Here is a 24,702-nt window from a genome sequence, read left to right on the forward strand (position 1 = left end):
GCGCGCAGACCGTCCTGTGGGCCCTGTGGTCGAGCGCCGACCTGGCCGAGGGCTGGCGGCGGGCCGCCCTCGCAGGCGGGGCCGGCGGTGCCCGGGCGGACCGCGACCTCGACGCGGTGCTCGCGCTGTTCCGCGCGGCCGAGACGTTCGTCGACCGGCTGCCGCAGGCCCCCGCGCGCGCGTTCCTCGACTACCTGCAGTCCCAGGACCTGCCCGCCGACAGCCTGGCGGCGCGGGCGGCCAGCCGCGACTCCGTCGCCGTGCTCACCCCCGCCGGCGCGGCCGGCCGCGAGTGGGACGTCGTCGTGGTGGCCGGGGTCCAGGACGGCACCTGGCCGGACCTGCGGCTGCGGGATTCGCTGCTCGGGTCGCAGTCCCTGGCCGACCTGCTGGCGGGTCGGTCCCCGGATGCGGCCGGCGCCGGCGCGCAGGCCCGGGCCGCGGTCCTCGCCGACGAGCTGCGGTCGTTCGCCGTGGCGACCTCCCGCGCCCGCGGCACGTTGCTGGTCACGGCCGTGGCCGACGCCGACGAGCAGCCGTCGGCGTTCGTCGACCTGGTGCAGCGGCCCGGCGACGACCCGGCTGACGAGGAGCGCGACCCGCGCCTCGTGGCAGCGCCGGTGCCGATGGACCTGCGCGGGCTGGTGGGTGCGCTGCGCTCGCAGCTCGAGGGGAGCCTGGCCGCACCGGGGTCCGCCGGGTCCGGCCCAGCCGCCCCCGACCGTGGCGCCGCGCAGCTGCTCGCCCGGCTCGCGGCGGAGGGGGTCGCGGGCGCCGACCCGCGCGAGTGGTACGGCCTGGCCGACGAGTCGAGCGCCACGGCGCTGTGGGCCCCGGACGAGCTCGTGCCGGTCTCGCCGTCGAAGGCGGAGACGGTCAGCACCTGCGCGCTGCGCTGGGCCCTCGAGGCCGCCGGCGGCACGGCGGCGGACGGGACGAGCCAGACGCTCGGCACGCTCGTGCACTCCATCGCCCAGGACTTCCCGGCCGGGACCGAGGGTGAGCTGCTGGAGGAGCTGGACCGCCGCTGGCGAGAGCTCGGGCTGCGGGACGGCTGGCCCGCGGTCGCCGAGCGCCGACGCGCCGAGCGCATGATCGGTCGGCTGGCGGAGTACCTCAAGGGTGCGGGGGAGGCGGTGCTGCGCGAGGCGCCGTTCAGTCTCGAGCTCGACCGGGCGCTGCTGCGCGGCGTCGTCGACCGGCTCGAGGACGTCGGCGAGGGCGCCGTGCGCGTCGTCGACCTCAAGACGGGCAAGCGCGCTCCCAGCGCGACCGAGACGGCCCAGAACCCGCAGCTGGGGGCCTACCAGCTCGCGGTCGACGGCGGGGCGTTCGAAGGGCTCGCGCCGGGAACCCGGAGCGCCGGCGCCCAGCTGGTGTTCGTCGGCGACATCTCCAAGGGCCCGACCGTGCGCGCCCAGAGCGGGCTCGGGCCCGAGACCGACTCGCCGACGTGGGCCCGCACGATGATCGAGGGCGTCGCGGTGACCATGGCGTCCTCGGCGTTCACCGCATGCCTGAACGACCTGTGCCCGATGTGCCCGGTGCGCACGAGCTGCCCGCTGCACGGTGAGGGACGCCAGGTGGTCGAGTGACCCTCTCCGCCGTCCGGATCGCCGAGCTGCTCGGCCGCGCCGCGCCGACCGCCGACCAGGTCGAGATCATCGAGTCCCCGCTCAGCCCGCTCCTCGTGGTCGCCGGCGCCGGCTCGGGCAAGACCGAGACGATGGCCGCGCGCGTGGTGTGGCTGATCGCCAACGGCCTGGTCGTGCCCGAACAGGTGCTCGGCCTGACCTTCACCCGCAAGGCCGCCGGCGAGCTGGGCGACCGGATCCGGCTGCGCCTGCGCCGGCTCGCCGCGGTGCGGCCCGCGCATGGCTCGCAACAGGGCCCAGACCGCGGCTCGCATCAGGGCCCCGATCGGGGCTCGAACCAGGGCCCCGATCGGGGCAGTGACCGTCGACCCGGGCTCGACCTCGCCCGGCCGACGGTGGCGACCTACAACTCGTACGCGGCGTCGCTCGTGACCGACCACGCGCTCCGGCTCGGCATCGAGCCGACGTCGCGCCTGCTGCGGGAGGCCGGTCAGTGGCAGCTCGCGACCGAGGTCGTCGAGACCTGGGCGGGGGATCTGGCGACCGACGCCGCGACGTCGTCGATCGTGCAGGCGGTCCTTTCGCTCTCCGGCGCGCTCGCCGAGCACCTGCTGGAGCCCGACGCGGCGTCCACGCAGATCGAGGCGATGATCGAGGAGCTGCTCGCGGTCCCGGACGCGGGCGCCAAGAAGGGCCCGTACGCGGCGACCGGCAAGGTGATCAGGTCCCTCGCGGAGCGCGGCCGGCTGCTGGAGCTCGTGATCGCGTACCGCCGCCGCAAGCGGGACGCGGACGTCATCGACTTCGGCGATCAGGTCTCGATCGCCGCCCGGCTCGCCCGCGAGGTCGAGGCGGTCGGGCAGACCGAGCGCGACCGGTTCCGGGTCGTGCTGCTCGACGAGTACCAGGACACCTCGCACGCGCAGCTCGAGCTGCTGTCCGCGCTGTTCGGCGGGGGGCACCCGGTGACGGCCGTCGGCGACCCGCACCAGTCCATCTACGGCTGGCGCGGCGCGAGCGCGGGCGGGCTCGAGCGGTTCCCGGACCGGTTCCCGGTTCTCACCGTCGACGGTCCGCAGCCCGCTCCGGTGCGGTTCCTGGCCACCTCCTGGCGCAACGACCGGGCCATCCTGGCCGCCGCCAACCTCGTCGCCGCGCCGCTGCGCGCGCGGGCTGTCGAACCGGCTGCGTCGATGGCGGCTGGGTCGATAGCGGCTGCGTCGTCGTTGGTGGCTGCGTCGTCTGCCGCATCGTCTGCGGCTGCGGCGGAGTCGGCGCCCACCCGGGTGCAGGTCCCGCAGCTCGAGGCTCGCCCTGGCGCCGGCCCCGGTGCGGTGTACGGCGTCTACGCGATCACGATCGAGCTCGAAGCCGCGGCGGTCGCGCGGTTCGTCAAGGACCACTGGCGCCCGAACCACGCCACCTCGGGGCGCGTGACCGCGGCGGTGCTGTGCCGCAAGCGGTCCCAGTTCGCCGCGCTCGAGACCGCCCTGCGCGCCGCCGGGCTGCCGGTCGAGGTCGTCGGTCTCGGCGGGCTGCTGCAGACCCCGGAGGTGGTCGACCTGGTGGCGGCGCTGCGGGTCGCGCACGACCCGTCTCGCGGGGACGCGTTGATCCGGCTGCTCACGGGCGCGCGGACCCGGTTGGGGATCGCCGACCTGCACGCGCTCGCGGCCTGGGCGGGCGAGCTCGCGGACTCGCGCGGCGGCCCGCCGCGGCCCGTGCGGGGCAGCGCACCGGCGGCGGAGCCGGAAAGCGCGAAGCCGGAAAGCGCGGAGCGGGACCGCGTGGACCGGGACCTCGTGGAGGGTGACGTCGTCGACGAACGCAGCATCGTCGACGCGCTCGACGACCTGCCGAGGCGCGGGTGGCGCAGCCGGACCGGGCGGCACCTCACCGACGCGGCCCACGGGCGGCTGGTGGACCTGGCGGACCTGCTGCGCACGCTGCGGTCGCACACCTACCTGTCCCTGTCGGAGCTGGTGGGCGAGGCGGAACGGCTGCTCGGCCTCGACATCGAGGTGGCCTCGCGCCCCGGGGTGAGCCCCGGTCGCGCCCGCGCGCACCTGGACGCGTTCCGCGACGTGGCGGTGCAGTTCTCCGACGGCGCCGACACCCCGACCCTCGGCGCATTCCTCGCCTGGCTCGACGCGGCGGCCAGCGAGGAGCGGGGCCTCGAGCGGCCGCTGGCCGAACCGGACCCGGACGCCGTCCAGCTGATCACGGTGCACGCGGCGAAGGGGCTCGAGTGGGACGTCGTCGCCGTGCCCGGCCTCACCGACGGCGTCCTGCCGTCGACGGCGACCTCCGGCAAGCACGGCCCGCGCGAGAGCGGGTGGCTCGGCGGGCTCGGAACGCTGCCCTACCCGCTGCGCGGGGACGCCGCGGAGCTGCCCGTGTGGGCGGTGGCCGACGCCGTCGACCAGAAGGACCTCGACGTGCGCCGTGAGCAGCTGCGCTCCGCCATCGGCGCCCACCAGGTCGCCGAGGAGCGCCGGCTCGCCTACGTCGCGTTCACCCGCGCCCGCCGGGCGCTGCTCCTGTCCGGCTCGTGGTGGCTCGATCGGCAAGATCCCCAGCCGCCGTCGCTGTTCCTGGCCGAGCTGGTCGACGCCGGGCTCGTGCGCACCGACGGCTGGGCGGATCGACCCGACGACGACGCCGCCAACCCGCGCACGGCCGAGCCGGTCACCCAGGGGTGGCCCACCGACCCGTTCGGCCCGGGGGACCGCCGGGCGCACGTCACCGCGGCCGCCGCCGCCGTCGATGCCGAGCTGGCGGCCGGGCGCACGGTCGCCGTCGGCCCGGATCCGACCTCCGCACCTCCGACGCCCGCACCTCCGACGCCCTCACCGCTGACCCGGACCGCCACGCTGCTGCTCGAGGAGCGGGCGCGGGTGGCCGCCCCGGCGGGCGGCGTCGAGCTGCCCGCGCACCTGTCGGCGTCGGCCGTGGTCCGGCTCGCGGCCGATCCGCAGGCCTTCGCGCACGCGCTGCGCCGACCGGTCCCGCTCGAGCCGTCGGTGCAGGCACGCCGCGGCACGGCGTTCCACGCCTGGGTCGAGCAGTACTACGGCTCGGCGAGCCTGGTCGACGTCGAGTCCCTGCCCGGCGCCGACGACGACTCGGTGGCCGTCGACGGGAGCCTGGCGGACCTGCGTGCGGCGTTCCTCGCGACCCCCTGGGCCGGTCGCACCCCGGTCGCGGTCGAGGTCGACATCGAGACGCCGGTGGCGGGCTACGTGCTGCGGTGCCGGATCGACGCGGTGTTCAGCGCGCCCGACGGCGGCGTCGTGGTCGTCGACTGGAAGACGGGCCGGCCCCCGCTCGACGAGGCCGCGGCGCGCACCCGGGAGGTCCAGCTCGCGGTCTACCGGCTCGCGTGGTCGCGCTGGTCGGGGCTGCCCCTCGCCCGGGTCGACGCCGCGTTCTGCTACGTCGGGGCGGGCCTGACGGTGACCCCCGAACGGTTGCTCGACGAGGCCGGGATCGAGGCGCTGCTGCGCGACGCGACGACCTGACGGCGACGACCTCACTGCGACGACCTGACTGCGGTGGGCGGCAGTGGAACCGCCCGTCAGCGATTCAGCTGGGCAGGGCCTCGTCCGCGGCTGCGGGGGCCTCGGCCGTGTGGGCGTCGAGCTCCTCGAGCATCTGCACGGCGTCGTCGATGACCTCACGGTCACCGGTCCGCACGCCGTACAGGAGCCAGCGGGCCAGGGCGAGCTCGCCGGCGAGCTGGGCGCGCTCGGTCAGGTGCGGGTCGGTGAGCTCGGTGCGGCCCAGGTGATAGGCCTCCATGATCGACTCGACGGCGTACTGGGGTGCGGCGACGAGCAACCAGGCGAGGTCGTCAGCGGGGTCCGCGACCTTCGCGTCGCCCCAGCCGAGCAGCCCGGTGACGGTCCGGCCGTCGGTGAGCACGTGCTCCGCGGAGAGGTCGCCGTGCACCACGGTCGGCTGGAAGCGCCACATCGCGACGTCCTCGAGCAGCCCCTCCCACCGGCGCAGCAGCGAGGCCGGGACCTTGCCGGTGCGCGCGGCCTCGTCGACCTCGGACAGGCGTCGTTCGCGGTAGGCGGCGGCGTCGTACGTCGGCAGGCCGACCTGCTCGACGAGGTCCACGGGCAGCTGGTGCAACGCGGCGAGGGCGCGTCCGAGGGAGGCGGCGAGGCCGGGTCCGGGGACGAGCGTCTCGAGCCGCAGCGGCCGCCCGGTGAGCTCGGCGTGCACGACGGCGCGGCCGCCCTCGGGCAGGTGGGCGAAGCCGATCGGACGCGGCACGGCGAACGGGAGGTGTCCGCCGTCGACCTGCTCCGCGATCTGCTCGAGCAGGGCCACCTCGGCCTCGAGCGCGGCGCCGGCGGCCGGACGCGTCGGGGAGCGGACCACCCAGCGCCGGCGGGAGGAGTCGATGACGACCGCGACGTCGAAGTCCGACCCGGTGGGGGTCGGGCGGAAGACGTCGACGGCGTCGAGGCCGGGGATCGCGACGGTCGCAAGGGCGGCGAGCGCGAGGGGTGAACGAGACACCCGTTCAGCCTAGGTGCCGCTAGCGGGGATTGGGTCGCGTGCGCGTGGCGTGTCCGTGAGCCCGCGTACGGTGAGGCCCGTGGACTGGACCGACCTTCCCCTTGCCCGTGCCACCGTCGACCGCGCCTCCGAGCGCCGGGCCCAGCCCGGCCTCGTCGAGGGGCTGCTCGCGGACGACACCACCCGCGTCCTGCTCGTGCACAGCGGACTCGTCGCGACCCTGTCCGCCGGGGACGCGGTCGCGCTGGACCTGCTCCCCCCGAGCGCGGTGCTCCGTCCCGGGCTTCCCGCGCACGGGTGGCTGTACCTCGGGGCGGACGACGCGACGTCGTACCTCGCGCTCGTGCTGGCCGACCGGGGCGCCGAGATCGTCGACGTCGAAGGGTTCGTGCTGGAGGCCGGGGCCGATCTGGTCGCCGGCCGCCAGTGGTCACAGCTGCGGCGCATCGGCGCGGTGCTCGGTGCGCGCGACGCCGGCCTGGCCACCACGGCCCTCGCGCTCGCGGCCTGGCACGAGACCCACCCGAGATGCCCGCGGTGCGGGGGACTGACCGACGTCGTGCAGGCGGGCTGGGTGCGGCACTGCCCGGCGGACGAGAGCGACCACTACCCGCGCACGGACCCCGCGGTGATCATGGCCGTGGTCGACGACGCCGACCGGATCCTGCTCGGGCACGCGGTGCAGTGGCCCGAGAACCGGTTCTCGACCCTCGCCGGCTACGTCGAACCGGGTGAGGGGATCGAGCAGGCCGTGCGCCGCGAGGTCGGCGAGGAGGTCGCGGTCCGCATCGGCGAGGTGAGCTACCGCGGCAGCCAGCCGTGGCCGTTCCCGGCGTCCCTCATGCTGGCGTTCCGTGCCCGCGCCGTGACCACGGACATCACGGTCGACGGCGTCGAGATCACCGAGGCCCGCTGGTTCACCCGGGCCGAGCTCGGCGCCCAGGTCACCGCGGGCGAGGTCCTGCTGCCGATGCGTGCCTCGATCGCCCGGGTGCTCATCGAAGAGTGGTTCGGCGCCGAGCTGCCCGGCACCTGAGCCGGCTCCGCCGAACGCCGAGATCGTCTGTTCGCGCCGAGGTAGTCAGGCAGAACTGACGATCTCGGCGCGGAAGGACTACCTCGCCTCGCGCTCTTGCGGTGCGGCGACTAGTTGACGGCGACCGCGAGGCGCTTCTGGACCTCGGCGAGCGACGGGTTGGACGCCCACGACCCGTCCGGGAACTGCAGCGTCGGCACGGTCTGGTTGCCGCCGTTGGCCTGCTCCACGAGCGTGGCGGCGTCCGCGTGCTCCTCGATGTTGACCTCGGTGTACCCGATCCCCGCGGAGTCGAGCTGGCTCTTGAGCCGGCGGCAGTAGCCGCACCAGGTGGTGGAGTACATCGTGACGGCACCGGCAAGGGGCAGGCTCTGCGTGGTCAAGGGGTCCTCGTCTGCGGTCCGGGTCGTGCGCGCCGGTCGGCCCGCACCCGACCTCGCCGCAGGCCCCGCAGGGCAATCCTCGACGTGTCGCTCAGGTCGAAACCCCGATCGGGGCCCGGATGTTCCCGCGAGCGGACCGCGGGTGTGGGTGGGGGTGCGGGAGAATGGTCGCGATGTCAGCAGACGAGATCCTCGAAGCCCTTGACCCCGACCAGCGGGCGGTTGCGCTCGCCCTGACCGGACCCGTGTGCGTCCTCGCGGGCGCCGGCACGGGCAAGACCCGGGCGATCACGCACCGCATCGCGTACGGCGTGCAGAGCGGGGTCTACGCCCCGACCTCGATCCTCGCGGTGACCTTCACCGCCCGCGCCGCAGGGGAGATGCGCACCCGGCTGCGGGAGCTCGGCGTCGGCGGCGTCCAGGCCCGCACGTTCCACGCCGCCGCCCTGCGCCAGCTCAGCTTCTTCTGGCCCAAGGTGGTCGGTGGCGCCCCGCCGCGCATCCTCGAGCACAAGGCACCGGTCATCGCGCAGGCCGCGAACCTGCTCTCGCTGTCGGTCGACCGGGTGGCGGTCCGCGACCTGTCGAGCGAGGTCGAGTGGTCCAAGGTGTCCCTCGTCACCGCGGACGACTACGTCCGGGCCACGACGGCGATCGACCGGCCGGCGCCCGCCGGGTACGACCGGCAGACCGTGGCCCGCCTGATCACGGCCTACGAGGAGCTGAAGACCGAGCGCGGCGTGATCGACTTCGAAGACGTCCTGCTCATGCTCGCCGACATGCTGAACACGCGTCACGACGTCGCCAAGGCGGTGCGCGAGCAGTACCGACGGTTCGTCGTCGACGAGTACCAGGACGTCTCCCCGCTGCAGCAGTTCCTGCTCGACCAGTGGCTCGGCGGGCGGGAGGAGCTGTGCGTCGTCGGCGACCCGAGCCAGACCATCTACTCGTTCACCGGCGCCTCGCCGCACCACCTGCTGACCTTCGCCACGACGCACCCCACGGCGCAGGTGGTCCGCCTGGTCCGCGACTACCGGTCCACCCCCCAGGTGGTCGCGCTGGCCAACCGCCTGATCGCCCAGCGCGGCCGGCGCGGCGCGCAGGCGCTCGAGCTCATCGCGCAGCGCCCGGCGGGGCCGCCGGTCGGGTTCACCGTCTACGACGACGACGAGTCGGAGGCCGCCGGGATCGCCGCCCGGATCGGGCGCCTGCTCGCCGCCGGGACGCACGCCAGCGAGATCGCCGTGCTCTACCGCACGAACGCGCAGTCCGAAGCCTTCGAGCAGGCCCTCGCCGCGGCCGGGATCGGGTACCTCGTGCGGGGCGGCGAGCGGTTCTTCGCCCGCCGCGAGGTGCGCGAGGCCATGGTCCTGCTGCGCGGCGCCGGCCGGGCCGCCGACGCGGACACCCCCATGCCCGACGTCGTGCGCAACGTCCTGCTCTCGGTCGGCTGGTCCGAGCGGCCGCCGGCCGCGCGGGGGGCGGCCCGCGAGCGGTGGGAGTCGATGCAGGCGCTGGTGGCGCTCGCGGAGGACCTGTCGGCCCGGCACCAGGCCACGCTGCGCGACCTCGTCGTCGAGCTCGACGAGCGCGCCTCGGCCCAGCACGCGCCGACCGTCGAGGGCGTCACGCTCGCGTCGCTGCACGCGGCCAAGGGGCTCGAGTGGGACGCCGTCTTCCTCGCCTCGATGAGCGAGGGGCTCATGCCGATCTCGCTCGCGGAGACGGAGGACGCCGTCGCCGAGGAGCGACGCCTGCTCTACGTCGGGATCACCCGGGCGCGCGAGCACCTCGAGCTGTCCTACGCGCGCTCGAGGAACCCCGGCGGGCGGGCCTCGCGCCGCCGCACCCGGTTCCTCGACGGGCTGTGGCCGGAGGACGGCGGGACGCGCCGTCGCGTGGCGGGGTCGGCCCGTCCGGCGGTGGCGAGCACGACCCTGACCGGCGACTACGACACCGAGCTGTTCGAGCGGTTGCGCGGCTGGCGCGCGCAGGTCGCGACCGAGACGGACAAGCCCGCGTACACCGTGCTCGCGGACTCCACGATGGCCGCCATCGCGGAGAAGCGGCCGGCCTCGATGTCGGAGCTTGCGCAGGTCAAGGGCATCGGCCCGGCCAAGATCGACCGGTTTGGCCCGACCCTGCTGGCGATGGTGGCCGGACCGGTTCGCGATTGATCGATAAATACGTTGTGCAGCCGCGACGGGTGCCCCTAGGTTGGTACCCGTCCTTGTAGGAGGGCCGCGCCGCAGGGCGTGGGCCCGATCGTGAGAGGTGGTGGAGCGAAGTGAAGAACCCGAATCTGACGGCGTATGCGGCAGATATTGCGCACCTCGGTCTGCGTACCCCCGCCGCCACCTCGAAGCGACCCCTCGGCGGAGCTCTGTCCTCGGACACCTTCGGCGCCGGTCTGGCTCTGCCCCCTGCAGGAACTCGATGAACTGATCAGTTCCCCCCAGGCCGCGGAGTCCACATCGGAAACCGCGGCCTTCTTCTTGCCCTGAGCCCCTGAGATCCATCGGGGCGGCGAGCGGCCGGTCGCGGATCGCGATCTACCTGCTCATCGCACCCGAACGGAAATTTCTCAGGAGGACATCGTGCGGCTCACCTCGCTGCTCGACACAGTCGGTCAGGGCGGATCCGGTCCCTGGCCACCGAGGGCCGCGGTCGACGTCACCGACGACCGTGCCCAGTTCGACCGGCTGATCGCCGGTCTCATCCCGTGCAAGACCGGCGACCCCGAGCTCTGGTTCGCCGAGCAGTCCGCCCAGGTGGAGCAGGCCAAGCTGCTGTGCCGCGGCTGCCCGCTGCGCGCCGGGTGCCTCGAGGGTGCGCTCGAACGCGCCGAGCCCTGGGGGGTCTGGGGCGGGGAGGTGTTCGTCGCCGGCCAGGTGGTCGCGACCAAGCGCGGGCGCGGCCGTCCGCGCAAGGTGGTTGCGGACGCTCCCGGGGAGGCCGTCGCCTAGCGGGTCCTGACCAGGCCGGTGCACCCGCACTCCGGGTGCACCGGCCAGTCCCGCACCCGGGGGACCGTGTCCGGCAGGCCGATCTCGAACGCCGCACCGCGCGTGCGGGGGCCGGTGCCGTCAAGCTGGGCGAGGACCTGACCGGCGGCCAGGGCGCCCGCGATCGCCGCGAGCACCGACTCCTCGCCGGCGCCGGCCGGGGCGCGGGTCCCCGCGAGCTGCGCCGCCACCGCGGGCCACCGGCCGTCGGCGTCGGTGCGGTGCAGGTCGAGGCACCGCAGGCACGCGGAGGCACCCGGCACGACCAGCGGGCCGACCACCACGTCGGCCTCGCGGACCACGACGGACAGGTGCACCACGCTCGTCGACAGCAGCACCCGGCCCCGGTACGCGTCGGCGGCGCCGTGCTCGACGAGCACCATGACGTCCGGCCGGGTCCCCGGCGGGCCCGTGGTGCACACGGCGGGCGCGACCGTGCGCAGCACCCGGGCGGCGGCCTCGCGGCGGGGGGTCTGCAGGTCACGCAGGGTGTAGCCGCCGACGCCGAGGTCCGCGGGCAGCACCGGCAGGTCGTCCTCGACCAGCACGGTGCCGACCCCGGCCGCCGCGAGCGTGACCGCCATGCTCAGGCCGAGCCGACCGGCCCCGAGCAGCCCGACGGTCCGCTCGCGGCGGCCGGCGAGCAGCGCGGGACCCGCGCCGTCCGCGAGCACCCGCGTCCAGGTGGCAGCGTCGGGTCCCGTCGCCGGGGGGACGGCGCCGGCGGCCAGCCGAGCCCGGGCGTCGTCGGGCATGGTCACCTGGGCCTGATCGAGCCTGCCCCGCAGGGCCTCCCAGCGCGCCTCGGTCACCCCGAGGGCCCGGGCGTGGGCGCGCAGCCCCCGGGCGGTCGCGCCGTCGTCCAGCGTGCGGAGCAGCTCGATCTCCGGGGTGCTCAGGTCGGTCAGCCGGACCGCCCAGCGCGGGTCGGTCCCGATCTGGACCTCGTCCCGGGCCCGCCAGAGCACCCGCAGACCCGTCCGCAGCCGCACGAAGAACCGCCCCTTCGGGCCGGGTGCGCCCGGCCGCGTCGGCCCGTCGGCCGGGAACCACCCTGGCATCGCGGCGCGCCGGCTCGGGGCTCGTCCACAGGCCTTGCCCGGACGGCGCACAAAAGGGGCGGCCCGCGGCGTCAGTGACTGACGCGCGGGCCGCCCCTTGCGGTGTGGTGACTCAGGCCTTGCCGAGGATCCGGTTCAGCTTGGTGCCGCAGACGGGGCAGATGCCCTTGGCCATCCGGCGGCCGGACTCGGAGATGACGACGTCGCCCTCGGCCTCGCGCTTTTCCTTACACTTGACGCAGTAGAACTCGCCCTTGTATGTCTCGGCCATCATGTTCTCCGTTCGATGTCTGTGCGTCGGTTCGAGGATTCGCCGGCCGACGGCCGGGGCCGAGCGGCCGGATCGGCCGCACGCTCCCGTGCACCGACACGATAGTGGCCGCGTGAGGTGGTTCGAGTGCCAACTGGTGCGGCGCGCCGTTCGGATCACGCTTCTGGGGGTCGGTTACGCCCGTTTGCGCAGTTGTCGGACGCCGGGCGGGCCGCTGGCGCACGGGTGAGCGTGGGCCGCGGCGCGTCGACCGAACAGCCAATTGCAGGCACGGGGCACTCCCGCGCGCTAGCGTGCCAAGGGTGAACCCGCAAGATCCGGTCGGCCCGGTCGAGGTCCGCCGGAGCCGCAAACGACTCCGCACCGTCACCGCCTACCGGGACGGCGATCGGATCGTGGTGGCGATCCCGGCCCGGTTCACCCGCGCGCAGGAGCGGGAGTGGGTCCGCCGGATGGTGGGTCGGCTCGCCGATCAGGAACGCCGTCGGCGCCCCTCGGACGACGAGCTGACCACGCTGGCGGCCGAGCTGTCGGCCCGGTACCTGCGCGGCCAAGCCAAGCCCGTGAGCGTCAACTGGTCGACCAACCAGGGTCGACGGTGGGGTTCGTGCACGCCCACCGAGGGCACGATCCGGATCTCCACCCGGGTGCGCGGCATGCCGCGCTGGGTGATCGACTACGTGGTGCTGCACGAGCTGACCCATCTGCTGCACGCGGGGCACGGGCCCGAGTTCTGGGAGGCGCTGGCCGCCTATCCGCGCACCGAGCGGGCCCGCGGCTTCCTCGAAGGGGTCACCTTCGGTGAGGAGCGGCTCGCCAACCCGGACCCCGACGCCGACGCGGCCGAGCCGCCGGCGGGCGAGTCTCCGCCCGACACGGCCGACGCCGACGAGGTCGCCGATGACGAGGTCGCCGACGACGAGGTCGCCGATGACGAGGTCGCCGACGACGAGGTCGCCGATGACGCCGACGACCCCGGCGAGGTCGTCAGCTCCGCTCGGGCCTGACCTCGCCTCGCCGGGCCGTCGAGCCGTCGAGCCGTCGAGCCGTCGAGCCGCCGAGCCGTCCGAGCCGTCAGGCCGGGTCGCTCGGGTCGCGCGGCGTGTCGCCGGGCTCCTCCCCGAGCAGCTCGGCCAGCGCGCGGTCCATCTCGGCGCTCTCGTCCTCACCCGCGACGCGCCGGGCCGTGTACCCGGTCGGGTCGTCCAGGTCCTCGGGGGTGGGCAGCAGGTCGGGGTGGCCCCAGACGGCGTCGCGCGCGCTCGGACCGCCGGCCCGGGTGATCTCGGCCCACAGCGTCGCCGCATCCCGCGAGCGACGCGGGCGCAGCTCGAGCCCGACCAGGGTGGCGAACATCTGCTCGGCCGGCCCGCCGGCGGCGCGGCGACGGCGGATCATCTCGCGCAGCGCGACGGCGTGCGGCAGGTGGGGGAGGGTCGCGACGGAGGTGACCTCGTCCACCCACCCCTCCACGAGCGCGAGCGCGGTCTCGAGGCGCAGCAGGTTGGCCTTCTGGGCGTCGGTCGCCTGGGGGGCGAACACGCCGCTCGAGAGGGCGCCCTGCAGGGCGGCGGCGTCGGTGGGGTCGATCGCCCGGACCGCCTCCTCGAGGCTCTCGACGTCGATCGTGATCCCGCGCGCGTACGCGTCGACGATCCCGAGCAGGTGTCCGCGCAACCAGGCCACGTGCGTGAACAGCCGCGCGTGCGCCGCCTCCCGCACCGCGAGGAACAGGCGGACCTCTTCCACGGGGGCGTCGAGCCCCTCGGCGAACGCCGCCACGTTGGTCGGGACGAGCACGGTGGCCGCCTCGGTCAGCAGCGGCAGCCCGATGTCGGTGGCCCCGAAGACCTCCCGGGACAGCGTGCCCGCGGCCTGCCCGACCTGCATGCCGAACACCGCCGAGCCGAGCTGGCGCATCAGCTGGGACGGGTCGATCGGACCGCCGACCTCCGGCTGCTCGGGCAGCTGGTCAGCCAGCGCCCGCACGAGGGCCGCCGAGAGCGAGGTGGCGACGGGCTCGGCGAGCGCGCGCCAGGTCGGGAGCGTGTGCTCGACCCATTCCGACCGGTTCCAGGCACGGGCGACGCCGCCGGCCGGCGGCAGGTCGGTCGCCGCGTCGAGCCAGAGCTCGGCGACCGAGAGGGCCTCGAGCGCGGTGCGCACCTGGCCGGGGGTGAGGGACGGGTCGCCCTCGGCCACCGCGGCCTGCCGGGCGACGTCGTGCGCGACGTCCCAGTTGACCGGGCCCGAGCCGGACTCCGCCAGCATCTTCTGGACCTGCCCGAGCACGATCCCGAGCATGTGCGGGTCGTCGGGCAGGCCGGCGGCGGCGGCCATGGCGGCCGGATCCATGCCGCGCTCCCGAAGCTCCCGCATCGCCTCGTCGGCGTCGGCCCCGAACATCGTGCGCAGCAGCTCCTCCCACTGCGGAGGCTGCTCGTCGCTGGGTCCGGTCGGGGGTTCGATGTTCATGGTGACTCCTGGGACAATGGCCGGCACGGGTCCGTCCACGGTAACCACATCGGACGTCGCGGAAGGGTGCGCAGGGGCATGGCAGCAGGCAAGGTTCGCTCACGGCGCAGCATGGTCGCGGGACGGAGGCGCGAGAACCTCGCGCCCGGGCCCGACGACGCCGTCCTGGTCGTGGGGCGCGGAACGGTTCCGGCCGCGGTCGGGGCCTGGTTCGCGCGCCCGGCGACGACGGTCGCCCGACCTGGGACGTGCGGTACACCGACGAGGTGCCCGCGATCGCACCGCAGGACGGGCTCACCGGGGCCGACGTCGTCGTGGTGGTGATGGACCGGTCCGACTTCGCGGCCTACACGCGCACACCGGAGGCCGAACGGCGCGGGGGCGGGGTCATCCACCTGCAGCGCACGCTGACCGCGGCCCGGGCAGCCGGGGTCCGGCACGTGGTGGTGATCAGCTCGGCGATGGTCTACGGCGCCGCGCCCGGGCAGGCCGTGATCACCGACGACACCCCGCTGATCACGACCGACGACGGTCTGGTCGGCGACCTGCTCGCGTTCGAGGCAGTGGTGACGCGGGGACGACGACGGCGCACACCGCTGGTCACCGTGCTCCGCCCGGCCGCGCTGGTCGGCGAGGGCATCGACACCATGATCACCCGGCACTTCGAGGCGCCGCGGCTGCTCACGGTGCGCGGCGCGGTCCGCGAGTGGCAGTTCGTGCACGTCGACGACCTCGCGTCCGCGGCCGAGCACGCGGTGCGGCACGGGCTGGCCGGTGGGCTCACGGTGGGGGCCGGTGACGTGCTCAGCCCGACCCAGGTCGAGAAGGCGTCCGGGCTGCGCCGGATCGAGCTCGCCCCCGTGACCGCGTTCGGGACCGCCGAACGCCTGCACCGGGTCGGGGTGCTGCCGACGCCGTCGAGCGAGCTCGCGTACACGGTCTACTCCTGGACGGTCGCGAGCGACCGGCTCCGGGCCGCCGGCTGGGAGCCCGCCTGGACCAGCGTGGCGTGCCTGGAGGTGCTGCTCGAGAGCGGCTCCGGCCGGCTCGCGGTGGCCGGGCGCCGGGTCGGGGCGCGGGACGCGGCCACCCTCGGGGCGGCCGGGGCGGCGGTCGCCTTCCTCAGCACCGCAGCCGTCTGGCGGCAGGCGCGAGGGCGGCGTAGGGGATGATCGAGTCGTGCCTGAGCAGCTGACCGGTCCCGACGCCGATCCCACCGACGTCGACCGCGCGAAACCCGGTCCGGCCGATGCCGGATCCGACGTCGACGCCACGGCGGACGCGACCGTGGACGCGGCCGCGACCGACGCCACCACCGACTCGGGGCCGGTGCAGACCCCGCGCGCGGTGACCCTGAGCGTCGCGGTTCTCGCGACCATGGCGCTGCTCGCGGCCCTGGTCTTCGTGCCGGTGCCCTACGCGGTGGGTGGCCCCGGGCCGACGCGGAACACGCTCGGCGAGCAGGACGGCACCCCGCTGATCGAGATCTCCGACGCGCCGACCTTCGAGTCGACCGGGGAGCTGCGGCTCACCACGGTGTCGTACTCCGGCGGGCCGGGCTACCCGGTCACGCTGCCCACCGTGCTCGACGCCTGGATCTCGGGATCGAAGGTCGTCAGCCCCGTCGAGAACGTGTTCCCGTCCGACCGGAGCCAGGACGAGATCGACGAGGAGAACGCCGCCGAGATGGTCTCCTCCCAGGAGAACGCCACCGTCGCGGCGCTCGAGGAGCTCGGGTACGCGGTGCCGGCCAAGCTCGTCGTGGCGGGCACGGTCGACGGCACCGGTGCGGTCGGCGTCGTGCAGGAGGGCGATGTGCTGGTCGCGCTCGAGGGGGCCCCGGTCGAGACGTACACCGAGCTGGTCGAGGCCCTCGGCGAGATCGCGCCCGGTCAGAACGTGTCGCTCGGGATCGAGCGCGACGGTGCGCCGCTCGACGTCGAGATCGTCACCGGTGAGCGCGAGACCGGCGGCAGCCAGCTCGGCGTGTTCATCGACCCCGCGTTCGAGCTGCCCGTGGACGTGAAGATCCAGATCGAGGACATCGGCGGGCCCAGCGCGGGAACCATGTTCGCGCTCGGGATCATCGACAAGCTCACCCCGCAGGACGAGGTGAACGGCCAGATCATCGCCGGGACCGGGACCATGGACGTCGACGGCACCGTCGGACCGATCGGCGGCATCCGGCAGAAGCTCGTCGGTGCCCGGCGGGACGACGCGACCTGGTTCCTCGCGCCCGCCGACAACTGCGACGAGGTGGTGGGCCACGTCCCCGCCGGGCTGCACGTCGCCAGGGTCGCGACCCTGGCCGAGGCCCGCGCCGCCATCGAAGCGATCGGGGCCGGGGACGGCGAGTCCCTGGCGACCTGCACCGCGGGCTGAGTCGGGTCGGTCAGGTCAGCGTCGCGTAGAGGGCGTCCAACAGCCCGGGAACCAGGTTGGGACCCATCGCGACGGCGTCGTCGGCGTCGTTCGAGCGGGTGCGGATGGCCGACCACGACTCCCCGTTGCGCAGGGCGCCGACGGCGATCCGCACGTCCTGGCGGTCCGGGTGCCCCATCAGGTACGCGAGCGCGGCGTCCTGGTCGGTGGGCATCGCCTCTTCGGCGGCGGGCGGCAGCACCACCCGCTCGACGGTGATCGCGGCCCCCTCCACGCTCGGCGGCCAGGTGATCCCGCCCAGGAGCTCCTCGAGGTCGGTGGCCGACGGCAGGCCCTCCTGCTCGATGGAGGTGAGGTGCGTGTCGTCGCCCTCGGCCGCGGACACGACCTCGGCGGTCAGCTGCACGGCGAGCTCGGGCGAGGTCGCCAGGGCCCGGGCCGTGCCGACCAGGGCGAACACCCGGACCGGCCCGTCCCAGCCGGCGGAGGCGACGTGCCGCTCGATCTCGCGGACGGCGTCGGCCAGCGCGATCTGGGAGCGCGGCAGGACGGGCAGCTCGGGCGCGGTGGCGGGGTCGGTCGGCTCGGAGGTCATGGGGATATCGTCGCACCGGGGTGTGGGAACCTCAGACCACGGCGAGGCGTTCACGGGGGAGACCCGGTACGCCGGGCCACCGCACCGTCAACGACGAGGAACCCATCGCTGTGAGCTTCACTGCCCCGCCCCGCCGCCCTTCCGGACCACCACGGGCGCGTAAACGCCGCGGCGCGCTGGCGCCCACGCTCGTCGTGCTCGGGGCGATCGTCGTCCTGGTCCTCGTCCTGGCTCAGGTCTGGACCGAGGTGCTCTGGTTCAGCCAGACCGGCTTCTTCACCGTGCTGCGGACGGAGTGGCTCACGCGTGGGCTGCTGTTCGTCGCCGGCTTCGTCCTGATGGCCGGGGCGGTCGCCGCCAGCCTGAACATCGCCTACCGCGCCCGGCCCGTGTATGCGCCGTCGACCCCGGAACAGGCGAACCTCGACCAGTACCGCGAGGCCGTCGAGCCGCTGCGCAAGCTCGTCATGATCGCCGGACCGGCCCTGCTCGGCCTGTTCGCCGGTGCGGCGGCGTCCCAGCAGTGGACGACGATCCAGCTGTGGATGAACGGGGTGTCGTTCGGCACGAAGGACCCGCAGTTCGGGATCGACCTGTCGTTCTACATCTTCACGCTGCCCGGCCTGCGGTTCGTGGTCTCGTTCCTCATGGCCGTGGTGTTCCTGTCCGCGATCGCGACGCTCGCGACGCACTACCTGTACGGCGGGATCCGGATCGGCGGCGACGGCCCCAAGACCACGACGGCCGCCCGCGTCCAGCTCTCGATCGTCTCCGCGGTGTTCCTGCTGCTCATCGCGGCGAACTATTGGCTCGACCGGTACTCGATGCTGACGAAGGCCGGAGAGAAGTTCGAGGGCGCGTCCTACGCGGACGTCAACGCGGTGATCCCGTCCAAGGGGATCCTCGCGGTGGTCGCCGTCGTCGTCGCGGTGCTGTTCCTCGTGACCGCTCGGCGCGGCAACTGGCGGATCCCCGCGATCGGCGTCGGGCTCATGGTGGTCTCGGCGATCGCCATCGGCGGGATCTACCCCGCCGTCGTGCAGCGGTTCCAGGTCGTCCCCAACGCCCAGGAGCTCGAGGCCGAGTTCATCCAGCGCAACATCGACGCGACAAAGACGGCGTTCGACCTCGACGACATCGAGGTCACGCCGTACTCCGCCACGACGGACGCTGCGGAGGGCGCGCTGCGCAAGGACGCCGAGACGGCCGCCAGCATCCGCCTGCTCGACCCCGCGATCGTGAGCCCGTCGTTCCGTCAGCTGCAGCAGAACAAGCAGTACTACAACTTCGCCGACACCCTGTCCGTCGACCGCTACACGATCAACGGCGAGAAGCGCGACACCGTGATCGCCGTCCGCGAGCTCAACCTCGGCGGGCTCGCGACGAGCGCGCGCACCTGGGTGAACGACCACACGGTCTACACCCACGGGTTCGGCGTGGTCGCGGCCTTCGGCAACACCACCAGCGTCGACGGTCAGCCCGCCTACTTCGAGGGTGGCATCCCCTCGACCGGCGAGCTCGGGGAGTACCAGGAGCGCATCTACTTCGGGCAGAACTCGCCCGGCTACTCGATCGTCGGCGCCCCCGAGGACACCACCCCGTGGGAGCTCGACTACCCGGACGACGAGTCGGGCGGCCAGAAGAACACCACGTTCCCGACCGCCGACATCGACGCCGGACCCAGCGTCGGCAACGCGTTCAACAAGCTGCTCTACGCGCTGAAGTTCGGTGACGAGGAGCTGCTGTTCTCCGACCGCGTCACGTCCGAGTCGCAGATCCTGTACGACCGTGACCCCCGCGACCGCGTGCAGAAGGTCGCGCCGTACCTGACGATCGACGGTCGGGTCTATCCCGCCGTCGTCGAGGGCAAGGTCGTGTGGATGGTGGACGGCTACACCACCTCGGACGGCTACCCGTACTCGGCCTCCGCGCAGCTCGACGACGCGACGGTCGACTCGCTCACCCAGCGGTCGTCCACGGTCGCCGAGCTCGCCCCGCAGACGGCGAACTACATCCGCAACTCGGTCAAGGCCACGGTCGACGCCTACACGGGCGAGGTCACGCTGTACGCGTGGGACGCCGAGGACCCGGTGCTGCAGGCGTGGCAGAAGGTCTTCCCCGGCACGATGAAGCCGATCTCGGACATCAGCGGTGACCTCATGAGCCACATCCGCTACCCCGAGGACCTGTTCAAGGTCCAGCGCACCCTGTTGTCGAACTACCACGTCGACGACGCGGGCGACTTCTACACCAGCCAGGACTTCTGGTCGACGCCCAACGACCCGACGCAGGCGGCCGCGGTCGCCCAGCCGCCGTACTACCTGACGCTGCAGATGCCGGGTCAGGACACCCCGGCGTTCTCGCTCACGTCGACCTACATCCCGCAGGGTGGCACCCGCGAGGTGCTCACCGGTTTCCTCGCGGCCGACGCCGAGGCGGGGGACGTGGCCGGGAAGCCGGCCGAGGGCTACGGGAAGCTGCGGCTGCTCGAGCTACCCCGCAACTCGACGGTCCCCGGCCCGGGGCAGGTGCAGAACAACTTCGACGCCAACCCGGACGTCTCGACGACGCTCAACCTGCTCGCGCAGGGAAACTCGACGGTGATCCACGGCAACCTGCTGACGCTGCCCGTCGGCGGCGGTCTGCTGTACGTGCAGCCCGTGTACGTGCAGTCGTCGAGCGGCACCCAGATCCCGCTGATGCAGAAGGTGCTCGTCGCCTTCGGTGACTCGATCGGGTTCGCCGACACCCTCGGCGAGGCGCTGGACCAGGTGTTCGGCGGCGACTCCGGGGCCGACGTCAACGACACGACGCCGGACACGGGGCCGGTCGCCCCGCCGACCGACACCCCAGACGCGACGGAGACGCCGGCGCCCACCGCGGAGCCCACCACGCCGGCCCCCGATGCGCCTGCGGGCACCGACGCGGGGACCGCCCGTGAACGGCTCGACGCGGCCCTGGCCGAGGCCAACGCGGCCATCCAGGAGGGTCAGGCGGCGCTCGCCGCGAACGACTTCGCGGCGTACGGCGAATCGCAGGCCAAGTTGCAGGCAGCACTCGAGGCTGCCATCGCGGCTGAAGCCGAGCTCGGCTAGGACCTGAAAGCACCCTGCGGGCACCCGGTTCGACCCTCGATTAGGAGGGTCGGCCCGGGTGACGTAGGGTTGCTTCAGCGGCGCGGGGTGGAGCAGCTCGGTAGCTCGCTGGGCTCATAACCCAGAGGTCGTAGGTTCAAATCCTACCCCCGCTACTTATGAAAGTGCAGGTCAGAGGCCCTTTCTCCCTTCGGGGAGGGAGGGTCTCTTATGTTCGATGTACGCATTTCATCAGCACGGAGCCTCGGGTCCCGGTAGGTCCGTGGGCATGACTACTGGGTTTTCCGTGGGTTTTGGGCCCGGACCACCGATGTGGTGCTGATCATTTGGTGCGCGACACGTCGGAAAGCCGGAGCGCTGATGTACGCAGTATGTACGCAGTTGCTCACGGCGGACCTTTCCGGCCACCCCACGACTCGCACGCCAGCCGAGCGCGACGATGATTCACGGTGTCAAAGTCATCGACCTACGACGCCAGTACGGCCAGAGACTGGCTAGGGCTGAATCCAGGACGGCCCTGGGTAGACAGCACCGGCCAACGCCTGCGGGGGCGCTAGCTCAGGTCCAGGCTCCGTTGCTCTGACCCGGTGTCATCAGGCAGGGACGTCATGCCTCGATGGCACGCAGGTGCAGCACCAGCGCCTGAGCCGGCCACAACGGTGGGATCTGTACGCCCACTTCGGAAAGCATGCTCCCGGTGAGCAGGACGCCGGCCCCGGACATCCATTGCGGTGAGGCCAGACCCTGACGGCACACGCTCGCCTCCTCACGCACGCTCAGACGGTAGCGGGTGCGGGGGTCGAGGCCGTCGAGCCGCACGCGCTCCGGCACCGCGTCTTCCAATGCTGCAACTGTCGCGATGCTGAAGAGGGCTTCGGAGCCATCGGGCAGAACGAAGCCGGTCACGCGCAGTGCGGGATCGACCACTTCCGGGTGAACCACCACGCCGTTGCAGATCACGTGGCGCACCTCCTTGTAGAGCTGCGACCAGCGGGCAATCGCCTCAAGCTCGTCGTCGGTGCACTCGAGAAGGTTCCATTCGAAACCGGCCGAGCCCATCAGGCTCGTTGCCATGCGGTAGGCGAGGGTGGTGTGACGGCCTGAGCTGTGGGCCTCCGCGGGCCCGACATGGCCGCCGACCAGCTCCGGAGGCAGCAGCAGCTGGGTCCAGCGCTGAATGTCCTGACGCTCGACAGGGTCGTTGGAGTCGCTGGCCCAGACCCGGTCGGTTCGCGAAATGATGCCGAGGTCGGTGCGGGCACCACCGCTCGAGCATGACTCGACCTCGAGCCCCGGATGCGCTGCCTTCAATTCATCGATGAGGCGGTAGGCGGCCAGCGTCTGAAGGTGACCGCCCGGGCGGCCGTCGTGCACCGCATCGACGAGGTCGCGGTTGTGGTCCCACTTGATGAAGTCGATGCCGAGCTCGCTGATGAGGGCGTCGATCTGGCCGAAGACGTGGGCGAAGGCGCCAGGATTCGCTAGGTCGAGCACGTACTGGTGGCGCCACGACAGACCAGGGGGAGGCGTCAGCGCATCGGGAGCGTGCAGCAGCCAGTCGGGGTGCGCGCGGGCCAGGTCGGAGTCGAGGCTCACCATCTCGGGCTCGAACCACAGGCCAAACTCGAGCCCGAGGCCGTGCACGTGATCGGCGAGCGGACCGAGACCGTCACGCCACACCTCCGTGTCGACGACCCAGTCGCCGAGCCCGGTGGTGTCGTCGCGCCGGGAATGGAACCAGCCGTCGTCGAGCACGAACCGCTCCACGCCGACGCGCGCCCCGACCTCCGCGAGGCGGAACAGCGCCTCCTGGTCGTGGTCGAAGTAGACCGCCTCCCAGGTGTTCAGCACGAGCGGACGAGGAGAGGCAGGATGCTGGGGCCTGGACCGCAGATAGTTGTGGAAGCGCGCGGACAGGCCGTCGTGTCCCCGCGATGACCAGGCGAAGTAGCTCACCGGCGTGACGTAGCGCTCGCCCTGCGTGAGCCGGATCTCGCCCGCACGCAGCAGCTCACCGGCGCCGATGAGCGTGACGGCGTCGGGCATCCGATCGACGCGGTAGCTTGTGTCGCCGCTCCAGCCCAGGTGCACGGCCCAAGAGCGCCCGTTGCGATTCCGGGGGATGCCCTCAGATGCGAGGAAGAGGTTGGTCGCGTCATGACCGCTCCTGCCTCGCCGTGTCTGACGAACCGTCGCGCCGCGGGGCATGTTCGTCGTGTGCGGTGCCTTCTCCCTGGTCCACCGCCCGGAGAACGAGGTCAGGTGGTCGGCGGACTTCGGCACCGGCAGGACGGCCTCGAGCCAATCGACATCGAGAACTCCGCTGGCGGAGTTCTCGAGCGTCGACGTGAGGGCGACCAGACCGCCTTGCTCGATGGCCAGCTCGAGTCGCAGGGTCAGCCCGTTGCGCGCGTCCTCAAGCTCAAGCGCGAGCTGCGGCGACGACGACGCGTCGCCGCCCGTGACCCGCACGGTCGTCCAGTGCGGAAAGACCTGTAAGCCGTCGCGCCGGGCTGACAGAGCAGGCCGGCCGGCCCAGCCGTCTGACTCTTGAGGAACCAGCGGTATCTGCAACGCCGATTCGGCGGTCTGAGGCGGCGTGACGCGGCTCTGCGCGGCGGAGAGGTCGGCCAGCAGCCCGTCGTCGAGCGGCCCCAGATCCTCGCCCCAGTGCAGCACCGAGGCGGGCGAATCCTGTTTGTGCTCCAGAACGAGCATGACGCGATCCCGGCTCAGCACACTGAACCGGCGCAATGGCGCGGCGGGGGAAACGGGCGACATGGGATCCTTCCGATCGGCGGGCCAGCATGCGGCCGCGGCCTGGGTCAGTCGATAACGAGGACGCTTGCGTGCGGTGCGAGGAAGTGATCGATCACCAGATCGGCGGCGCCCTGTGCGGCGATCAGCTCACCCACGGTGGAGGCCACGACCGAGAATGCCTCGCGTGAGACGACGAGCTCGCGGCGCACTGCATCCTCGAGTACGGGAAGGAAGGCGGCGCTAAGGCGGTTCCAGGTGGGGCCGCCCAGCACGACGCGGGGGACGTCGAGGAAGTTGACGAGCACGCCGATGCCGACGGCGACCCGGCGCGCGGCGCGATCCAGGATGAACGAGGCCTTGGCGTCCCCACCCGCCGCTAGCTCGGTGAGCGTCGTGAATGCGTCGTCGGTCGCCAGGTAGTCGGTCAGGTCAGGCAGCACCATCAGGCCGGCCTGCACCGCCTGGATGACGAGCGCCTCGGGGACGCACGCTGCGGCGAGTCCGCCGCGCCGGCCGCTCCAGTGAAGGTCCTCGGCCGTGGGATCGACCAGGATGTCGCCGATCTCGCCGATGTTGTTGCTGGCACCGCGGAGCACCTGGCCCTGGGTGACGACGGACGCACCTACGCCGGAGCCGAGATAGAGGAACAGGAAGTCGGAGTCAGCCGATTTGCGTAGTTCCGCGGTGGCGGATGCGGTGACATCCTTGTCGAGCAGGACCGGCAACCCGGTGGCGTCGTGGAGGTCTGCGCGAAGTCGCACGTCGCGCCACTTGGGCAGCTGGGGTGGGTCGAGCACCACACCGGTGCGTACGTCGAGCGGGCCTGGCACGGCGATCCCGACTCCCAGCAGCCGGTCACGGTCGATGCCGGCCTCGCGAACCAGACGACCGATGCTCACCGCGATGAGGGCCGTCATCTCGCCGGGGTTGGTCGCTTGCGGTGTGCGCAGATGCAGACGGTGGCGCACCTCACCGGCGATGTCGAGCAGCAGGATCGTGAGGTGGGCGGGGTCGATGTGCACGCCGACGGCGAAGCCGCCGCCTCCGTTGACCACCAGGGGGATGCTAGGGCGCCCTCGAACCGCGTCGCCCGGCTCGCTCTCGCGGATCATCTCGGCGTCGATGAGACGCCGAGCGATGTTGGAGATGGTCTGTGACGCGAGGCCGGACCTTCGCTGCAAGTCCGCCCGGCTTGTGCCGGGTTTCCGGCGAATCAGGTCGAGGATGACCGCCTGGTTGTAGTTGCCCAGGCTCAGCAGGTTGCTGCCTCGGAGCATGTCACCCCCCACGATCGGACGATCCGGTGCGCTGACCGCACTCGGACACGTGGTTAATCCTATCGAATGGAATGGCTTCCGCGTGGTCGGTGAGACCACCTCGGTTCGGTGAGCCGCGGTGGACGTACGCAGCCACGTGCGGCCATCGGGCAAGGTTTGACAGGTCGCTCCTCCTGACCTAACGTCTGGACCACGCTTTATCCCATCGAATAGGCAAAGTGGCCCAGGGGAGCG

17 protein-coding genes and 1 tRNA gene are annotated in these 24,702 nt (G+C 72.9%); 10 read left to right on the plus strand and 8 right to left on the minus strand.

Annotated features, from left to right (window positions below; all coding sequences use genetic code 11):
• Both EUA98_RS13395 and EUA98_RS13400 read left to right on the plus strand, forming a co-directional pair.
• A partial coding sequence (locus tag EUA98_RS13395) for a PD-(D/E)XK nuclease family protein (protein ID WP_130103195.1) occupies window positions 1-1,595 on the plus strand: 1,595 nt, incomplete at its 5' end.
• Complete coding sequence (locus EUA98_RS13400) at window positions 1,592-5,116, plus strand: ATP-dependent helicase (protein ID WP_130103196.1); 3,525 nt, start codon at window positions 1,592-1,594, stop codon at window positions 5,114-5,116. The genes EUA98_RS13395 and EUA98_RS13400, both read left to right, overlap by 4 nt.
• 64 nt (window positions 5,117-5,180) lie before the next feature.
• Here the strand turns inward: EUA98_RS13400 and EUA98_RS13405 are convergent, their stop codons facing one another.
• Window positions 5,181-6,128, minus strand: coding sequence for a macrolide 2'-phosphotransferase (locus EUA98_RS13405; protein WP_130103197.1), 948 nt, complete (start codon window positions 6,126-6,128; stop codon window positions 5,181-5,183).
• A gap of 79 nt (window positions 6,129-6,207) precedes the next feature.
• Here EUA98_RS13405 and nudC point away from each other — a divergent pair, with 79 nt between their 5' ends.
• Window positions 6,208-7,164: an NAD(+) diphosphatase gene (gene nudC / locus EUA98_RS13410; protein ID WP_130103198.1), complete on the plus strand. Its 957-nt coding sequence runs from the start codon at window positions 6,208-6,210 to the stop codon at window positions 7,162-7,164.
• 110 nt (window positions 7,165-7,274) lie between these two features.
• Here the strand turns inward: nudC and EUA98_RS13415 are convergent, their stop codons facing one another.
• Complete coding sequence (locus EUA98_RS13415) at window positions 7,275-7,508, minus strand: mycoredoxin (RefSeq protein ID WP_130103223.1); 234 nt, start codon at window positions 7,506-7,508, stop codon at window positions 7,275-7,277.
• A 212-nt stretch (window positions 7,509-7,720) separates the two neighbouring features.
• Here EUA98_RS13415 and EUA98_RS13420 point away from each other — a divergent pair, with 212 nt between their 5' ends.
• Both EUA98_RS13420 and EUA98_RS13425 read left to right on the plus strand, forming a co-directional pair.
• Window positions 7,721-9,724 (plus strand): ATP-dependent helicase, encoded by a 2,004-nt coding sequence (locus tag EUA98_RS13420; protein WP_130103199.1) that lies wholly within the window; start codon window positions 7,721-7,723, stop codon window positions 9,722-9,724.
• Between the two features lie 420 nt (window positions 9,725-10,144).
• On the plus strand, window positions 10,145-10,513 hold the full coding sequence (locus EUA98_RS13425; protein ID WP_130103200.1) for a WhiB family transcriptional regulator: 369 nt from the start codon (window positions 10,145-10,147) through the stop codon (window positions 10,511-10,513).
• Here the strand turns inward: EUA98_RS13425 and EUA98_RS13430 are convergent.
• Both EUA98_RS13430 and EUA98_RS13435 read right to left on the minus strand, forming a co-directional pair.
• The gene (locus EUA98_RS13430) at window positions 10,510-11,613 is read right to left on the minus strand and encodes a ThiF family adenylyltransferase (protein WP_130103201.1); all 1,104 of its coding nucleotides are present in this window, start codon (window positions 11,611-11,613) and stop codon (window positions 10,510-10,512) included. The genes EUA98_RS13425 and EUA98_RS13430 overlap by 4 nt on opposite strands.
• Before the next feature lie 112 nt (window positions 11,614-11,725).
• Window positions 11,726-11,887: a DUF5679 domain-containing protein gene (locus EUA98_RS13435; RefSeq protein WP_130103202.1), complete on the minus strand. Its 162-nt coding sequence runs from the start codon at window positions 11,885-11,887 to the stop codon at window positions 11,726-11,728.
• Between the two features lie 299 nt (window positions 11,888-12,186).
• On the opposite strand from EUA98_RS13435, the gene EUA98_RS13440 reads away from it, so the two are divergent.
• Entirely contained in the window at window positions 12,187-12,891 is a 705-nt protein-coding gene (locus EUA98_RS13440; RefSeq protein WP_130103203.1) for a M48 metallopeptidase family protein, read from the plus strand.
• A 67-nt stretch (window positions 12,892-12,958) separates the two neighbouring features.
• On the opposite strand, the gene EUA98_RS13445 is transcribed toward EUA98_RS13440, so the two are convergent.
• Window positions 12,959-14,359: a zinc-dependent metalloprotease gene (locus EUA98_RS13445; protein ID WP_130103204.1), complete on the minus strand. Its 1,401-nt coding sequence runs from the start codon at window positions 14,357-14,359 to the stop codon at window positions 12,959-12,961.
• A gap of 266 nt (window positions 14,360-14,625) precedes the next feature.
• On the opposite strand from EUA98_RS13445, the gene EUA98_RS13450 reads away from it, so the two are divergent.
• Window positions 14,626-15,531 (plus strand): NAD-dependent epimerase/dehydratase family protein, encoded by a 906-nt coding sequence (locus tag EUA98_RS13450; RefSeq protein WP_242511502.1) that lies wholly within the window; start codon window positions 14,626-14,628, stop codon window positions 15,529-15,531.
• Window positions 15,532-15,538: 7 nt separating this feature from the next.
• Window positions 15,539-16,741 (plus strand): YlbL family protein, encoded by a 1,203-nt coding sequence (locus tag EUA98_RS13455; RefSeq protein ID WP_242511504.1) that lies wholly within the window; start codon window positions 15,539-15,541, stop codon window positions 16,739-16,741.
• Window positions 16,742-16,751: 10 nt separating this feature from the next.
• Here the strand turns inward: EUA98_RS13455 and EUA98_RS13460 are convergent, their stop codons facing one another.
• Window positions 16,752-17,336, minus strand: a complete 585-nt coding sequence (locus tag EUA98_RS13460) for a PPA1309 family protein (RefSeq protein ID WP_130103205.1) — start codon at window positions 17,334-17,336, stop codon at window positions 16,752-16,754.
• Window positions 17,337-17,446: 110 nt separating this feature from the next.
• Here EUA98_RS13460 and EUA98_RS13465 point away from each other — a divergent pair, with 110 nt between their 5' ends.
• Both EUA98_RS13465 and EUA98_RS13470 read left to right on the plus strand, forming a co-directional pair.
• Window positions 17,447-20,431 carry a UPF0182 family membrane protein gene (locus tag EUA98_RS13465; RefSeq protein WP_130103206.1) on the plus strand — a complete coding sequence of 995 codons (2,985 nt, stop codon included), beginning with the start codon at window positions 17,447-17,449 and terminating at the stop codon, window positions 20,429-20,431.
• An 81-nt stretch (window positions 20,432-20,512) separates the two neighbouring features.
• Window positions 20,513-20,586: transfer RNA gene (locus tag EUA98_RS13470), tRNA-Met, on the plus strand.
• A 451-nt stretch (window positions 20,587-21,037) separates the two neighbouring features.
• Here EUA98_RS13470 and EUA98_RS13475 read toward each other — a convergent pair.
• Both EUA98_RS13475 and EUA98_RS13480 read right to left on the minus strand, forming a co-directional pair.
• Window positions 21,038-23,149, minus strand: coding sequence for an alpha-galactosidase (locus tag EUA98_RS13475; protein ID WP_242511505.1), 2,112 nt, complete (start codon window positions 23,147-23,149; stop codon window positions 21,038-21,040).
• Between the two features lie 107 nt (window positions 23,150-23,256).
• Window positions 23,257-24,567, minus strand: a complete 1,311-nt coding sequence (locus EUA98_RS13480; RefSeq protein WP_207219091.1) for an ROK family transcriptional regulator — start codon at window positions 24,565-24,567, stop codon at window positions 23,257-23,259.
• Window positions 24,568-24,702 lie beyond the last annotated feature (135 nt).

It is taken from the genome of Pengzhenrongella frigida (genome assembly GCF_004168625.1).
GTDB classification, from domain to species: Bacteria; Actinomycetota; Actinomycetes; order Actinomycetales; family Cellulomonadaceae; genus Pengzhenrongella; species Pengzhenrongella frigida.

Bases quoted from the DNA above. Each gene is read 5' to 3' on its own strand.
- EUA98_RS13415 (WP_130103223.1), bottom strand. From the start codon at position 7,508: ATGTACTCCACCACCTGGTGCGGCTACTGCCGCCGGCTCAAGAGCCAG.
- EUA98_RS13420 (WP_130103199.1), top strand. From the start codon at position 7,721: ATGTCAGCAGACGAGATCCTCGAAGCCCTTGACCCCGACCAGCGGGCG.
- EUA98_RS13430 (WP_130103201.1), bottom strand. From the start codon at position 11,613: ATGCCAGGGTGGTTCCCGGCCGACGGGCCGACGCGGCCGGGCGCACCC.
- EUA98_RS13435 (WP_130103202.1), bottom strand. From the start codon at position 11,887: ATGATGGCCGAGACATACAAGGGCGAGTTCTACTGCGTCAAGTGTAAG.
- EUA98_RS13445 (WP_130103204.1), bottom strand. From the start codon at position 14,359: ATGAACATCGAACCCCCGACCGGACCCAGCGACGAGCAGCCTCCGCAG.
- EUA98_RS13460 (WP_130103205.1), bottom strand. From the start codon at position 17,336: ATGACCTCCGAGCCGACCGACCCCGCCACCGCGCCCGAGCTGCCCGTC.
- EUA98_RS13475 (WP_242511505.1), bottom strand. From the start codon at position 23,149: ATGCTCGTTCTGGAGCACAAACAGGATTCGCCCGCCTCGGTGCTGCAC.